Raw genomic sequence first — 15,029 nt, 5'->3', positions numbered from 1 at the left:
TATGCAAATCATACTGAAAACCGACATCGCCGGACTGGGTTTTAAGAACGACACTGTTGAAGTTAAACCCGGCTATGGCCGTAATTACCTGATTCCGCAGGGATATGCCGTGATGGCAACGGATTCGAATAAAAAAGTGGTGGCCGAAAACATTCGCCAGGCCGCTCACAAAGCCGAAAAAACCAAAAACGATGCGTTGGCCATTGCCGAAGCAATCGGACAACTGGAATTGAAGATTCTGGCAAAAGCGGGCGAAAGCGGTAAAATCTTTGGTCGGGTTACCAACACCCAGGTAGCGGATGCCCTGAAAGAAAAAGGGTATGACATCGACCGGAAGAAAATCATGATCGATGAAGCCAAAGTACTGGGTTCATACAACGCGGTCGTCAACCTGCACAAAGACGTAAAACAAACGATTAAGTTTGACGTTATTGCGGCTGAATAATCGATGATAATCAGCACGTTATCGTGTGAATTTTTTAAGGCGGTTCGGAGCTTTTCGAACCGCTTTTTTGTTAGTATGGTATGGACTTTCGTACTGAACTATCGCCGGAAAAACTACCGGTTTTGATCCGGCCCGATGCCCGGGTGGTGACCATTGGCTCCTGCTTTGCCGACGTGCTGGGCCGCCAGTTGACCGATAACAAAGTAGCTGTCCGGAGCAATCCGTTTGGAACTTTGTTCAACCCGGTTTCCATTGCCAAACTCCTGCTGGCTTCCCTGCAAAGTGCCGGGCCCGATCCGGATCTGTATGTAGAACGCGACGGTTTGTGGTTTCATTACGACTTTCATTCCTCTTTCTGGGATCGTAGCCGCGACGAACTGCACGGTCGGCTTACGGACTTACTGACCCAAACCGGTGAAGCCCTTCGAACTGCTGACTGGCTTGTGCTGACGCTGGGAACGACCACGGTGTACCGACATCTCGAAACCGGGAAGGTGGTAGCCAACTGCCAGAAAATGCCCGGTTTTCTGTTTGAAAAATACCTGTATGCCTACGAACATGTTCAGCAAACGTTGACCGATCTGGTGAAAAAGCTGAAGCGCGCCAATCCAGGTTTACAGATACTCCTGACCGTTAGTCCGGTGCGGCATACCAAAGATACCTTGCCACTCAACCAGGCCAGCAAATCCATTCTGAGGGCCGTTAGCCACGAATTGACGGTCTGGAACGATCAGGTTCATTATTTCCCGGCTTACGAGATTATGATGGATGATTTGCGTGATTACCGGTTTTACGAAGCCGATTTGATTCATCCCAATGCCGTGGCCGAAACCTATATTTTTGAAAAGTTTGCCGAATGCGCATTTGATGACGAACTTCGCAGCTTTATAACCGAGTGGCAAACCCTGCGGAAGTCGATGGCGCATCGGCCTTTTCACGAAGGAACAGAATCGCACCGGCGGTTTCTGGAAAAGTTGCTTCAACAACTGGATGCGGTTTCCAAAAAAGCCGATGTTACCCGGGAGAAACAAGAAATAGAAAGCCGGTTGCGGGCATTCAAAACGATTGACCCGGGCGCGAACCAGGCCGCCTGATTCGCTGTTTACCCATCAGACCTGTACTTATGTCAACGTATAAACTTACCAAAGAAAGTGTTTTAAATGCCCTCGGGCACGTCGAAGAACCGGATTTGAAGCGTGATTTGGTTACGCTCAATATGGTGAAAGACATTGAGTTAGGTATTGATCAGGTGCGTTTTACGGTGGTGTTGACCACCCCCGCCTGCCCCCTGAAAGAACTGATTCGCAAACGGTGTGTCGATGCCATTCATACCTACATTGGCCCCGACATTGAAGTGATTGTCAACCTCACGGCGGATGTGAGTTCAACGCGTTTCAACGCACCGGTGTTGCCGGGTGTGAAGAATATTATCGCGATTGCGTCGGGGAAAGGCGGAGTTGGCAAATCGACCGTAACGGCCAATCTGGCGGTGGCTTTGTACAAATCCGGCGCGAAAGTTGGAATCATCGACGCCGATATTTTCGGCCCTTCGATTCCGGTCATGTTCGGGGCGGAGGAACTGCAACCAGCCGTGGGGCAGGTAGACGGCAAGAACATGCTGCAACCGATTCAGCAATTTGGCGTTAAACTGATGTCGATCGGTTTTCTGACGCCGAAGGACAACGCCATCGTTTGGCGGGGACCCATGGCAAGCCAGGCACTGCGGCAGTTTTTTGCCGATACCAATTGGGGTGAACTCGATTACCTGCTGATCGATTTGCCGCCCGGTACGAGCGATATCCACCTGACGCTGGTGCAAACCGTTCCTGTAACCGGTGCGGTTATTGTAACGACTCCTCAAAAAGTGGCGCTGGCCGATGCAACGAAGGGGCTGGCGATGTTTCGGCAACCGCAGATTAACGTGCCGGTTTTGGGCGTCATCGAAAACATGGCCTATTTTACCCCCGCCGAGCTGCCTGACTCGAAATACTACATTTTTGGCAAAGGCGGTGGGCAGTTGCTGGCTGATAAGTTCGACGTGCCGCTGCTGGGGCAGATTCCGCTGGTGCAGAGCATCCGGGAAGCGGGCGATGACGGCAAACCCGTTGTGACCGAAAATGATCCGGTGACCTCGGGGGCTTTCCGGTCGGCGGCTGAAGCCCTGGCGCAACAGATTTCGGTACGCAATGCCACCCTTGACAAAACCCGTCCGGTTGAAATTGTTCGTCAATAAGCCGGTTTGATTGGATTTAAGAGGGAAAAAACGTATTTTTACCATCAGTCATTTGACCACCTTTGTTTACTGTTCGCATGGAAACTGTACTGGACAACGAAATTTTAATAGATCGTATCGAAAAGGCGCTGAATAGCATCCGGCCGTATCTGGAAGCAGATGGGGGTAACGTGAAGGTGCTGGAAGTGACGAGCGATAAAGTAGTCCGGCTGGAACTGGTCGGCGCCTGTGGCTCCTGCCCCATGTCAACCATGACCTTCAAAGCCGGGTTGGAAGAAGCCATTCTGAAAGCCGTTCCGGAAATTACGCGGGTCGAAGCCGTCAATCTGACCCCGGCGTTTTAAATCATACTGATTACCATTGATCTCTTTTAAGACTTTTGGCCGTTCTTCCATCGGAAGAGCGGCCTTTTTTGTTATTTTGCACCCCATGCCCACAGGCATTCGTTCGTAGCTATATACAATGAAAATAGGAATCTTCTTCGGTGGCCCGTCGCGTGAGCGGGAAGTCTCGTTTGCGGGTGGTCGCACGGCCCTGGCTCATATCGACAAATCGCTGTTTCACCCCATCATGGTTTTTGTGGATGGACTGGGTAATTTTATCTTGATTCGGGAAGAATTTCTCAGCAAAGGCTCGATCCGGGCATTTTATCCGCAGCAAACCAACCCCACGTTCAGCGTTTACATCGAATCGTTAGCCGGTTTATCCGGTGAAGAACGGGAACAGCAAATAAGCGCGATCGGTCAGCGCATCCAGCCGCAGGAATTCAGTCAGCACTTTGATCTGGCCTTTCTGGCCATGCACGGCCCCGACTGCGAAGACGGCGGTATTCAGGGCTTGCTCGAATGGTATAGAATACCGTATACCGGGCCGGGCCTGATGGGTTCGGCGGTGGGAATCAATAAGATTCTGCAAAATGAATTGATTGCGCTGGTCAATGGGCAGCAGAAAAAAACGTCGGTTATCAGCCGACCGGATTGGGATCAGGCGGATAAAGCCGGGGTGTTCGAGTCCCTGCAAGGTTTGCTGGGTTTGCCCATTGTGGTGAAAGCTCCGCATCAAGGCTCATCGATCGGCGTAGTGATTGTTCGGGAAAATGACCTGAGCCAGTTCACCAAAGCGGTCGATCAGTGTTTTTTCCGGCAGGAAATTGACCTGGAAGGCTGGAAGTTGTTTTCAGAAGACGAGAAAACCGCCTTTGTGCAGGAGGTGACTGAACTGGATTCCGGCATTGGCTATCCGGTTGTGATCGAAGAAACCGGCGAGTTTATTGACCATCCCAAAGACCTGCTCGAAAAAGCGGATTCCTGGGCGGCTTCGGGGTATCAAACGCTTGTTATCGGATCGGCGAACTCCGAAGACGATGTGCTGTTTGAGGAATTCGTCAGCGGTCAGGAGTTTTCGTGTGGGGTGATTCAGAACGACGACGGCACGGCGGTTGCCCTGCCCCCAACCGAAATTTACAATGTTACCAGCTTCGACTTTAAATCAAAATACCAGTCCAATACGACCAAAAAGCGGATTCCGGTCGAAACCAGTCTGGAACACAACCGGGAAATTCAGTTGAGTGTGGCCGATGTCTTTACGCGTCTGGGCATGAACGTCTGCGCCCGGATCGACGGTTTTTTGACGCCCGATCAGGCCAACGAACCGGGGCGGGTGCTGCTGCATGATCCGAACACCATTCCTGGCATGTCGCCGACCTCGCTCATTTTCAAGCAAATGGCTGAGATCGGGCTGAACGTCACGCAGGCTATCACGTATTTCATCCGCCAGTCGTTGCGTGAACGCATCCGGACGGGCAAGGACACGATTCGCCTTCGCCAGCAACTGGCCGATCTGGATGGTCGGATGGCGGAGCGCAAAAACCTGCATCTGCCGACGGAGGAGTTTCTGGTGGACACCACCGCCGAAGCCGTTGATGCGGCCTGGCTGGAAGCGAAAGCCTGGTATGGTTTCCACGGTGCGCAGGGGCAAACCAAACCGGTGGTGGTGCTAAAAACCGCTCAGGATCGGCACGAATTGCCGGTCAATTTGCTGTTTAAGGACACGGTTTCTGAAGCGTTGGAAGCCCTTGCCAAACCGGTGCATCCGTTGATCGCCGAAACCCGGGAGCGGGCGAGGACGATCACGGAGCGGTATTCTTAAAAACAGCGGAAGGATGGGATTGGGGATTGAGCGGGAAATCCGCTCTGGTAGCGGGTTCTACGGCTACGCTCTTTCCTCCCAAACCTGACACAAATTCACAATTACCTCGACGGCTTTCTCCATATCCTGGACCGAGACCCATTCCAGACGGGAATGAAACGCGTGTTCACCGGCGAAGATATTGGGGCAGGGGAGACCCATGAACGACAGCCGCGAACCGTCTGTGCCGCCCCGGATGCTTCGCCGTTCGGGCGTCAACTCGCTCCGGCGGATGGCTTCAAGGGCATTTTCAACAACCGCCGGATGCTGATCCAGCATCTCCTTCATGTTCCGGTATTGTTCCCGCACCTCGAAGGTGGCGCTGGAGTTGGGGTAATTCGCCAGAACGGCATTGAGGAGATTTTGAAGATGCTGTTCCTTTTCTTGCAAACCGCTCACGCTAAAATCCCGGATGATGAACTCGACCACCGCCTGGTCCTGATTGCCTTCGAGATGGCCTGGATGGATGAAGCCCTCGTGTCCTTCGGTGGTTTCGGGCGAAAGCGAATCTTTGGGCAACGCAGCCAGCAAATCGGCGGCAATTTTTAGCGCATTTTCGAGCTTGCCTTTCGCAAAACCGGGATGAGTACTTACACCCTGAATCACGATTTTGACCGCATCGGCAGAAAACGTTTCATCTTCCAGCGTGCCGAGCTGTTCGCCGTCGATGGTGTAGCCAAAGACCGCGCCGAGCTTTTCCATGTCCACTTTTTCCGTTCCGCGCCCCACTTCTTCGTCGGGGGTAAACAGCAGGCGGATGGTGCCGTGTTTGATAATTGGCTCATTAACAATCAACTCTGCTGCCGCCATGATTTCGGCGACACCGGCCTTATTGTCAGCACCGAGCAAAGTCGTTCCGCTGGCGGTGATGATGTCGTTGCCAATCTGGTCGTGTAAATCCGGGTGATCGGCCAGCCTGATGATTTGTGTTGGGTCGTCGGGCAGAATAATATCGGAGCCATCCCAGCCGTGGTGTGTCAGCGGTTTTACGCCCTCGCCCGTCACGTCGGGTGACGTGTCCATGTGGGCGCAAAGGCACAAAACCGGCACATTTGGTTTGTCGGTATTGGCCGGAATGGTTGCGTAGACGTAGCCATACTCGTCCAGTTCGGCATCTGCAATACCAATCTCGTGCAGTTCTTCAACCAGAATCCGGCCCAGATCTTTCTGTTTTTCAGTCGAAGGATTGGTGGTTGACCGTGGATCGGACTGGGTATCAATTTGGACGTAACGAAGAAAGCGATTGGTAACGGATGTATTTTGGAACATGGTGTAAAGGCGAAAGTGAGTGTGGAGAACGTTAGGCTTCCACTGCCGTCTTAAATTCCGAGGTAAAGTGAAACTTGATGTCGGGATTGTTCTGCATGTTCATCCGCAGAATCCAGTCCGATTCGGCCAGAAAAACCGGGTTGGCGTCTTTGTCGTAGGCAATGGCCAGGCCCTTCAGCCGGATAAATTCGTCCAGTTTCTTCTTATCGTCCGACGTCAGCCAGCAGGCTTTGGAAACCGGCATGGTCGTCCAGCGGCATTTGGCCCCGTATTCGTGCTCGAGCCGGTACTGAATCACGTCGAACTGAAGCTCCCCAACGGTTCCGACTATTTTCCGGTTTCCGCTCATCATCGTAAACAACTGGGCCACTCCCTCGTCGGTCAACTGCTGAATCCCTTTTTCCAGTTGCTTGGATTTCATCGGGTCCGAATTGATCAACTCCTTAAAAATCTCGGGCGAGAAACTCGGAATGCCGACGTAGCGCATGTCTTCGCCCTCGGTCAGCGTGTCTCCGATTTTAAAGGAGCCAGTGTCGTACAAACCGACGACGTCGCCCGGAAAGCCCTCATCCACAATGCTTTTGCTATCGGCCATGAAACTAAACGGACTCGAAAACCGCACGTCTTTGTCGAGCCGGGTGTGGTGATAGAATTTTCCCCGTTCGAAAACCCCCGAGCAAATGCGCAGAAACGCGATCCGGTCGCGGTGGCGGGGGTCGAGGTTGGCGTGAATTTTAAAGACAAAACCGGTGAATTTTGGTTCGTCAGGAAACACAACGCGTTTGTCGGTGGCACGGGCGATGGGTTCGGGCGAAATGCTGCAGAACGTGTCGAGCAACTCCTTCACCCCAAAGTTGTTGACTGCCGACCCGAAAAATACCGGAGCCACTTTGCCTTCCAGGTAGGTTTGCCGGTCGAAAGGATCGTAAATGCCTTCGATCAGTTCGGCGTCTTCGCGCAGTTGTTCGGCATCGCGTTCACCCACTTTTTGTTCCAGAACCGGCGTATTGATGTCAATTTCGAGAATGTCTTCTTCTACTTTCGTTTTGTTGACGCGGAAGAAATTCATTGTTTTATCGTACAGACTGTAAACGCCTTTAAAATCCGATCCCATGTTGACCGGCCACGTCAGCGGGCGGACGCGAAGGTTGAGTTTGGACTCCAGTTCGTCCAGCAAATCGAATGGGTCCTGGCCTTCGCGGTCGAGTTTATTGATGAAAATGATCACCGGCGTATCGCGCATCCGGCACACTTCCATCAGCCGCTCGGTTTGCTCTTCCACACCTTTCACGCAGTCGATGACGAGGATAACGCTGTCGACCGCCGTCAACGTCCGGTACGTATCTTCCGCGAAATCTTTGTGACCCGGCGTATCGAGAATGTTGATTTTGAGGTCTTTATACTCGAACGTCATCACCGACGTGGCGACCGAAATACCGCGTTGCTTTTCAATTTCCATAAAGTCGGAGGTGGCCGACTTCTTGATTTTATTCGACTTAACGGCGCCGGCGGTTTGGATGGCACCGCCGAAAAGCAGCAGTTTTTCGGTCAATGTCGTCTTTCCGGCATCCGGGTGACTGATAATCGCAAACGTTCGGCGACGGCTGATTTCTTGTGTCGTACTCATTATGGATCGGAATGGCCGCAGTAGCGAGCCATGTATGGTTCTTAATTTGGCGTTAAAAAACCTGGATTTATATCGGATAATTCTTTGCCCTTTCGCTTTCGCCCCTAAATCCCCTAAAGGGGACTCGGACGCAGCTTAATCCGGATGCTATAAGTCCCCTTTAGGGGATTTAGGGGCGAAAGCGAAAGGGCTAAACACAAAGATACGAAATTTTCAGGGGCGGGTTAAGCAACAATCCAAAGACTCGGCGAGTTGACTGGTTGTCTTTTCGACAGAATTAGTAGTTTTGGAAAAAAACGACTTAGCTTAACCTAAGCACATGAAGAAAACATTATACCTCGTCCGGCACGCCAAAGCGGAAGATCGGGCGAGTTTCCAGCGTGACCACGACCGCGATCTGGTTCCGGAAGGCATTATGGCAGCCGCCCGCGTCGGACATCATCTAGCCGGGCAGGGCATAAAACCGGACTGTCTGATCAGCAGCACCGCCAACCGCGCCCGGGATACCGGGAAAGTGATGGCCGAGCAGTTCCATATTGATCCGGATCGGATGGTATTGGAACCAAAACTGTTCGATGGTGGTCCGAAAGCATATATTGCCGCCATTAACGGCGTGGATAAAAATTGCCAATCCGTGATGTTGTTCGGTCATAATCCCGATATTTCTTATTTTGCGGAGTACCTGACACACGCGGATGTGGGTTCAATGAGCAAGGGAGCCGTAGCCATCATCGAGTTCGAGAACCTGGACTGGGCGGCCATATCCGGTCGGACGGGCCATCTGGTGGATCTGGTTTCGCCCAAAAAATTGAAAGAATCATGAATAAAAACCGTCGCATCCTGTTTATCGCGGCCCTCATTTTTACGCTCATTGTTGTTTTTGTAGCCATCGACATGGGACGACGAACGACCGCGCCCTGGAACAAAAAACGCCAGCTCGAACGCGCTTTGCCCACCGAGCCCGACGGAACGGCGCTGGATTCGGCCGCTTTGGATGTGGCCGATACGTTATTTGTTGAGGACAGCACGAGTCGTTAAAGCGTGCTGATTAGACTGAATCCTACCTTTTTTTGCCGAACCCATCCAAAACCGTATGCAAGCCCTCACTTCATTTTTCAAACGTAAAATACTTCGAATCGACCGCGACCGCTGGAATTATCAGTATGACAAAGGCTTGTGGGATGGGTTAAGGGGACTCGACGAACTGGCCCGGTTCAGTGTCATTGTGGGCTACATTAAATTTCTGAAACCCGGTCAGCCGGAGATTCTGGAAATTGGGTGTGGGGAAGGATTTTTGCAACAACGGCTGCAAACCCAGAATTACGGCCGGTTTGTGGCTTTCGATATCGCCGATAGCGCCATCAAAAATGCGCAGGCCCAGGCCGATGAAAAGTGTACCTATCTGGTGGCCGATATGGATAAATATGTGCCGACCGGTCAATTTGACATGATTGTTTTCAATGAGTCGATTTATTACAGCAAACACCCGCTCAAGACCCTCCAGCGGTTTGCTACCTACCTCAAAGCGAACGGTTTACTCATCGTTACCATCAACGATCACAAACACAGCGACGCACTTTGGCAGAGTATCAAAGACGGTTTTGAACTCATGGATGAAGCCACCACCGTCACGACAAAATCCACCTGCGTCTGCAAAGTCCTTCTCCCAAAGGGAGCTAAAAGTTAAAAGTTAAGAGTTAAAAGTTGGCTGACGCACTTGTTTCAGCTTGCGTCAGCCAACTCTTCATTCTTAACTCTTCATTCTTGACTATTTTGGTATGTAGTTTGTGTATAGCCATGCAAAAAAGACTTTCTATGGATATTGTTTTAGGAATTGGGTCGCGGGTGCGACACGCCGAATTTGGTGTCGGTGTGATAATTAATGTAAAATCGAACGGGTACGTTGTGACTTTTGTCGAATCCGGCGTCAAAATAGTAAAGTTGACCACGCCACTGGAGGTGATCGAGCTGGTGGAGCTGGACAGCGATCTGGTGAGCCTGTTTGACGTGGAGCAGTCCCTTTCCCGAATCCTGCAAAAATGGGCGGATGTTTCGGAAATTGTGCCGCTGGGCGATAAATGGAAAGGGGGGAAGATGATTTTAAAACCGGGTCGAACGGATCTGGCGTCGAAGGAAATACCGATTGATGCGTTCTTTCACAAAATCGTGATGATGCGCGACCGGTTGCGGGTACTGGAACAACGCATCAACGCCAGTTCGATCGATGATGAAGAAAAGGTCAACATACAACAATACATTACCCGGATTTACGGCAGTATGACGTCATTTAACGTATTATTCAAACAACCTGAACAGTACTTTTCCGGTGAAAAAACCGCCGGAGAATCTTAACTATTAAAAGCTAAGTGCTTACTGGTAATTAGTTTAGATTATTGTATTTTCGTTCATGGGACGCGTCAATACACCACTCTTGGACGAAAAAGCAAAAGCCGAATTAGACAAACGGTTCCGTACCGATAAGCGCCATGCGGTCCGCATGCGATGCCAGCTAGTGTTACTCAAAGCCGAAGGCCGTAAGTCGAAAGAAGTCGCCAGCATTGTCAACATGTGCGAGATGAGCGTCAATAATTGGCTCAATCGGTACAAAACTGATGGTATTGCCGGTTTACTCACCAAACCGGGACGAGGTCGTAAGGCCGTCATTTTTAGTGAACAAGAACAACAAAATGCCCTTGCGTTGATCAAAGCTAATCGCCAGAAACTCCAAACGGCTAAAGCCGAGTGGGAAAGCCAGCAAGGCAAATCGATTGGTCGTGATGCCTTCCGGCGTTTTTTAAAAGCCATGGTGGACGATACAAACGGATTCGTAAGCGAGTAAAGGGACAACCTTGCCCGCTGGTTTATCAGGATCGACTTGAGCGACTGGCTATGCTGGAGAAATTGGCCCAGCAAGGAAAAATCGATCTTTTTTATGGAGATGAGAGCCAGGTCAGTAGTGAAGGGTATGTTCCCTATGGTTGGCAGTTTGCCGGTGAACGGGTTTGTGTTCTGGCTCAGAAAGGGTACAAGATCAATTGCTGGGGGCTCATTAGCCGCACGAATCAATGCCATTGGGCGACAAGTGTCCAGTCCATCAATGCGCAGTTTGTGATGCAGGAGTTGGAAAACTTGTCGTTTACGATTCATAAAGAAACGGTAGTCGTTTTAGATTGTGCTCGCATTCATACGGGTCAACTGATCCAGCAGCGGTTGAGATACTGGCAGCAGCGCGGGTTGTTTATTTTGTTTTTGCCGCCTTATTCGCCCCATTTAAACTTGGCCGAAACGCTGTGGCGTAAACTGAAAACCGAATGGCTTCGGCCTCAGGATTACGCCGAAAAAGAAACCTTGTTTTATGCCGTTCATCAATGCCTGGCCAATGTGGGCCAACAGTTGAGTATCAAGTTCAGTCCCTTTAATCTAAAATAATTGAGTCGAACTACTTATAATAATTTACATTAGCTTCAACTTTTCCCAATATTTTAATAAATCAGTCATCGCCTATTACCGCGTCTTCGGTTTGAAAAAACGACCGTTTAATCAAACTCTACATCAAATTCGGAAAAACCCCCGCTTCTGCCCTATTTTGGTTTGATAAACTCGTGCGATGAATCAAAGTTTGATATATTGCATTTCAAAACGTTAAATCAAACTTTAGACATGGTTATCGGCTACGGACGCGTCAGCTCCATTGATCAGAACCCCGATCTGCAACTTGACGCTTTAAAGAAGGCAGGTTGCAAGAAGATTTTTATTGACAAGGCTTCCGGCAAGAGCACCGATCGGCCCCAGTTGCAGAAGATGCTTGAACTTCTCCGGGAGGAAGATATCGTCATCGTCTGGAAGTTCTCCCGGCTCAGCCGGTCGCTGACGGGTCTGATCGATCTGCTGAATCAAATCCGGGAAAAGCAGGCCACTTTCATTTGCCTGTCCCAAAATATCGACACCTCCTCTGCGATGGGACGCTTCTTTGTGAGCATCATCGGCGCTTTCGATGAATTCGAGCGGGAGATCAAGCTGGAGAACACGATGGCCGGTCTGGCTTCGGCCCGTGCGCGTGGCCGGGTCGGTGGGCGACCCAAAGGTTTGAGTAAAACGGCTGAAGTGAAAGCTGTTGCCGCCAAGACGTTGTACCTGGACGGCAACAGTCCGGCGATGATTATGGCGCAACTGGGTATTCGTAGCAAGCAGACGCTTTACCGATGGCTGCGGCTGAAAGGCGTGGCTATCTCACCAGAGGAGAAAAAGGCGACAGAGGAGTGATCATTTTCTCCGGCGTCCTTATCCCCTGCTGTTTCAACAACTTTGCTTCAGTCATGAGATAATGATGCTTATCAATGCGGTAAATTTTTGATTAAGCAGTTTTTGCGACTGTTTCCGCTTGACGTCGACGTTTAGCAATTAGAGTTGCCAGATTAACCCGCTCCGCTTTGGGATAATTTTCCAGCCGATCAATTTCCTGCTCGGTTAGCGGAGTTTGTTTCAGAACCGCCTTATCTTTCTGTGACTTGTTCATAGTAACTTCAAGGGTCAGTCAGGATTTAAAAATCGCTTGTGAGCCTGCTCAATGGCCTGGTGAAGCTTCTGTTGCAAAACCGCTTTGGGCAATTGATTAGTCAGGTATTCAGCAACCCGAATGTCACTTTTATCCAGTTCCATCAGTTCAATGTGTTCCGTGGATTTCTCTGCACAAAGGATCAAACCAATGGGAGACTCCTCCCCTTCCAGCACTTCATATTTCCGAAGCCAGTTCAGGTACAATTCCATTTGCCCTTTGTAAGCGGCTTTGAACCGCCCTAATTTCAGGTCGATGGCTACCAGTCGCCGGAGCCGTCGGTGATAAAAGAGCAAATCAATTCGGTAGTCTTCGCCATCGATGACTAGTCTCTTCTGACGTGCCAGAAATGCAAAATCGCTTCCTAGTTCACCAATAAAGCGCTCGAGTTCTGAAAGAATGGCATCTTCCAGTTCCAGCTCTGAATAGGTATTTTCTAATCCTAAAAAATCCAAAACGTAGGGATCGCGAAAGATCAGATCCGGACTGATTCGATTTTCGTCGCGCAGTTGTTGGAGGTCCTGCCGGATGGTTTCTTCGGGTTTACGGGAAATGGCAGTCCGTTCATACAGCATACCGTCTATCTTCTCCTTGAGGGTGCGAACGCTCCACCGTTCCAGCCGGCAGATTTCCATGTAGAAATTCCGTTTTAAGGCATCTTTGATGTAAATCAAGGTAATCAGATGAGACCAGGTCAATTGTTCAGACAGTGTCTGAATAATTGCTAATTCAGGAAATTGCCGGGCCAGTTCCACGGAATTCGTCAGATTGGTAAGACTGAAACCTTTCCCAAACTCAACCGTCAACTGTTTACTCAGCATGCGTATAACCTGTTTCCCATAATCCGCCCGGCCTTCCGCTAACACGGTTTCTAAAATCCGTTTACCCATCGCCCAGTACAACTGCGTAATCTCCGCATTGATGACGGTGGCCACGCGACGCCGGGACTGATCGACCAAACTTCGGAGGTCATCCAGCAAGGTATTATCTGGGAATGGTATCATCTTCGTATCAATCATTTAAGCTTTACACCCTTTTAACTACGAAACGCATTGCGTTCTGTAAGACTACCTGGATTCGTGCGACAAAATACCATATTCTGGCTAGTTAGCCGCTAAAATCCACCATTGCCTGTTCCTGGTTTCCATCGTCCGCCCAGGTGAAAGCGGTTTGAAGCTGGTAGGTCGGCAACAATCCCTCCTCTGTTTACCCAAGCCGGATTGTGGTGTTTGGGATGATGGCAACAGCGGCTGAGCTAGGATTCACTATCACTGCGGAAAGACAACCGATTTTAGATATTGAAAAAATGTGTATTATCAAGTAAGTAGAAAAAGCGATAGTACAGCCTTAATTTGCAAAATTTATTGAAAAGAATATGTAGATAATATTTAACTGAATTGATTGATAGTATTTTGTGTCGACAAAATTCAGGTAATTAGTTGGATATAAGGAAATTACTATAAAGAAATAGATGTAAAAATAGATTAATTTCTAAATTAATTTTAGATTCAAAAATCAATCTGTTTTTACATCTATTTTTTTATAAATTCTTAATACAAGAATACATTTATTTTTAGATCATTTACAGATGTAAAAATAGATTATTAACCAGTACTGGTTTTTGATAAATTTTTAAATAAATTTACGAATCTGTAACCACATCTTAATCCAGATCCAACGTGGTCATTTCATTTAATTCCATAAAGGGCGGAGTTGGTAAATCCACCATAGCCGCGAATATGGCCGCCTGGCTCCACAAACAGGGCCATGATGTATTGCTGATCGATGGCGATGATCAGGAAACCGTTTCAGATTTTACCGCTTGGCGGGAGCAAACGCTTGGCAACACAGGATACACACTGGTCAACATGACCGGTCTAAATCTGCGTAAACAGGTCGAATCCCTGAAATCGAAATATGATCACATCGTGATCGACACCGGCGGGAGGGACACTACCAGCCAGCGCGCGGCTTTAACGGTAGCTGACATTGCCATGATCCCGTTCGTGCCGCGTAGTTTTGACTTGTGGACGATCAACAAGGTGTTGCCACTCATTGATGAAATACAGTCTATTCGCGCCGTTCCACTGATTGTCTATACGTTCCTCAGCCGCGCCGACATTCGGAGCGCTGATAACCGGGAGGTGGCAGAAGCTCTGAACGGGTTTGAACAGCTCACCTTTTTACCGTTTCCGATCAGTAACCGGAAAGCCGTCAGCAATGCGGCAGGAGTGGGGCTGGCAGTTTTCGAGGCCCCCGACCCCGATAAGAAAGCAGTTGTAGAAATAGAAGCACTTTTTAACCACATCATCAATGGCAGCAACACTTCCACCACCGCGTAAAAAACCGGCTACTGAAGCCGAGATCGAAGCTGTTATCCTAAAAGGCGGCAGCCCGACAAAGCAAGTTGAAGAACCGGGTGATGCGGTGAAGTACTTTAACTTGCGTCTGACGGCCGATGTGCTGAAAACGATCGAAGGCTTACGTGCGAAACGGCCCCGTAAGCTGGCTAGCCCCAAATTGGGCGTAAGCACCCATGACTGGATGATTGAAGCGGTCTTTGAAAAGATAGAGCGGGAGAAACGAAAATATCGGGAGTAGGGTAGTTATGAAAATCTTTGTAGCAAAAAGTAAAACCGCTTCGTATTGTTATTACACGACAAAACCGACTCATTCAAAGTCGGTTTTGTCGTGTAATATAGTTAGGGCAAAG

The 15,029-nt window shown here is 49.7% G+C and carries 18 protein-coding genes; 14 read left to right on the top strand and 4 right to left on the bottom strand.

The features are described from left to right. Position 1 precedes the first annotated feature (1 nt). The 5 genes from rplI to ACS5NO_RS14245 all read left to right on the top strand — a co-directional run bounded on the left by rplI (position 2) and on the right by ACS5NO_RS14245 (position 4,826). Positions 2-445, top strand: a complete 444-nt coding sequence (gene rplI, locus ACS5NO_RS14265) for a 50S ribosomal protein L9 (RefSeq protein WP_138992398.1) — start codon at positions 2-4, stop codon at positions 443-445. A gap of 80 nt (positions 446-525) precedes the next feature. Beyond that, a complete protein-coding gene (locus tag ACS5NO_RS14260) occupies positions 526-1,539 on the top strand; it encodes a GSCFA domain-containing protein (protein WP_439415775.1) in 1,014 nt (337 codons plus the stop codon). A 29-nt stretch (positions 1,540-1,568) separates the two neighbouring features. Then, positions 1,569-2,678, top strand: coding sequence for an Mrp/NBP35 family ATP-binding protein (locus ACS5NO_RS14255; protein ID WP_138992396.1), 1,110 nt, complete (start codon positions 1,569-1,571; stop codon positions 2,676-2,678). 77 nt (positions 2,679-2,755) lie between these two features. Then, positions 2,756-3,022 carry a NifU family protein gene (locus ACS5NO_RS14250; RefSeq protein WP_150879978.1) on the top strand — a complete coding sequence of 89 codons (267 nt, stop codon included), beginning with the start codon at positions 2,756-2,758 and terminating at the stop codon, positions 3,020-3,022. Between the two features lie 118 nt (positions 3,023-3,140). Continuing rightward, complete coding sequence (locus ACS5NO_RS14245; RefSeq protein ID WP_439415774.1) at positions 3,141-4,826, top strand: D-alanine--D-alanine ligase family protein; 1,686 nt, start codon at positions 3,141-3,143, stop codon at positions 4,824-4,826. Between the two features lie 63 nt (positions 4,827-4,889). On the opposite strand, the gene pepT is transcribed toward ACS5NO_RS14245, so the two are convergent. Both pepT and ACS5NO_RS14235 read right to left on the bottom strand, forming a co-directional pair. Then, positions 4,890-6,134, bottom strand: a complete 1,245-nt coding sequence (gene pepT, locus ACS5NO_RS14240) for a peptidase T (RefSeq protein WP_439415773.1) — start codon at positions 6,132-6,134, stop codon at positions 4,890-4,892. Positions 6,135-6,165: 31 nt separating this feature from the next. Further along, complete coding sequence (locus ACS5NO_RS14235; RefSeq protein WP_439415772.1) at positions 6,166-7,761, bottom strand: peptide chain release factor 3; 1,596 nt, start codon at positions 7,759-7,761, stop codon at positions 6,166-6,168. A gap of 319 nt (positions 7,762-8,080) precedes the next feature. On the opposite strand from ACS5NO_RS14235, the gene ACS5NO_RS14230 reads away from it, so the two are divergent. The 7 genes from ACS5NO_RS14230 to ACS5NO_RS14200 all read left to right on the top strand — a co-directional run bounded on the left by ACS5NO_RS14230 (position 8,081) and on the right by ACS5NO_RS14200 (position 12,024). Further along, on the top strand, positions 8,081-8,584 hold the full coding sequence (locus ACS5NO_RS14230) for a SixA phosphatase family protein (RefSeq protein WP_114405036.1): 504 nt from the start codon (positions 8,081-8,083) through the stop codon (positions 8,582-8,584). Then, on the top strand, positions 8,581-8,799 hold the full coding sequence (locus ACS5NO_RS14225; protein ID WP_439415771.1) for a hypothetical protein: 219 nt from the start codon (positions 8,581-8,583) through the stop codon (positions 8,797-8,799). Before ACS5NO_RS14230 ends, ACS5NO_RS14225 begins: the two co-directional genes overlap by 4 nt. Positions 8,800-8,854: 55 nt before the next feature. Continuing rightward, the gene (locus tag ACS5NO_RS14220; protein WP_439415770.1) at positions 8,855-9,448 is read left to right on the top strand and encodes a class I SAM-dependent methyltransferase; all 594 of its coding nucleotides are present in this window, start codon (positions 8,855-8,857) and stop codon (positions 9,446-9,448) included. Positions 9,449-9,576: 128 nt separating this feature from the next. Next, on the top strand, positions 9,577-10,113 hold the full coding sequence (locus ACS5NO_RS14215; RefSeq protein ID WP_439415769.1) for a DUF8685 domain-containing protein: 537 nt from the start codon (positions 9,577-9,579) through the stop codon (positions 10,111-10,113). Between the two features lie 55 nt (positions 10,114-10,168). Then, positions 10,169-10,600, top strand: a complete 432-nt coding sequence (locus ACS5NO_RS14210; RefSeq protein WP_439415768.1) for a helix-turn-helix domain-containing protein — start codon at positions 10,169-10,171, stop codon at positions 10,598-10,600. After that, positions 10,585-11,190: a transposase gene (locus tag ACS5NO_RS14205; protein ID WP_439416149.1), complete on the top strand. Its 606-nt coding sequence runs from the start codon at positions 10,585-10,587 to the stop codon at positions 11,188-11,190. Before ACS5NO_RS14210 ends, ACS5NO_RS14205 begins: the two co-directional genes overlap by 16 nt. Before the next feature lie 231 nt (positions 11,191-11,421). Continuing rightward, positions 11,422-12,024, top strand: coding sequence for a recombinase family protein (locus ACS5NO_RS14200; protein WP_439415767.1), 603 nt, complete (start codon positions 11,422-11,424; stop codon positions 12,022-12,024). Between the two features lie 91 nt (positions 12,025-12,115). Here ACS5NO_RS14200 and ACS5NO_RS14195 read toward each other — a convergent pair whose 3' ends face one another. Beyond that, entirely contained in the window at positions 12,116-12,277 is a 162-nt protein-coding gene (locus ACS5NO_RS14195) for a hypothetical protein (RefSeq protein ID WP_439415766.1), read from the bottom strand. Positions 12,278-12,291: 14 nt separating this feature from the next. Continuing rightward, positions 12,292-13,320: a PDDEXK nuclease domain-containing protein gene (locus tag ACS5NO_RS14190; protein WP_439415765.1), complete on the bottom strand. Its 1,029-nt coding sequence runs from the start codon at positions 13,318-13,320 to the stop codon at positions 12,292-12,294. 675 nt (positions 13,321-13,995) lie between these two features. On the opposite strand from ACS5NO_RS14190, the gene ACS5NO_RS14185 reads away from it, so the two are divergent. Next, a complete protein-coding gene (locus ACS5NO_RS14185; protein WP_439415764.1) occupies positions 13,996-14,658 on the top strand; it encodes an AAA family ATPase in 663 nt (220 codons plus the stop codon). Further along, positions 14,630-14,917, top strand: a complete 288-nt coding sequence (locus tag ACS5NO_RS14180; protein ID WP_439415763.1) for a hypothetical protein — start codon at positions 14,630-14,632, stop codon at positions 14,915-14,917. The genes ACS5NO_RS14185 and ACS5NO_RS14180 overlap by 29 nt, the downstream gene beginning before the upstream one ends. The last annotated feature ends 112 nt before the right edge of the window (positions 14,918-15,029 follow it).

It is taken from the genome of Larkinella fluvii (assembly GCF_051857545.1).
In the GTDB taxonomy this organism is placed as follows: domain Bacteria; phylum Bacteroidota; class Bacteroidia; order Cytophagales; family Spirosomataceae; genus Larkinella.
The sequence above is the reverse complement of the archived record's forward strand: the minus strand, read 5'-3'. Positions and strand labels throughout refer to the sequence as shown.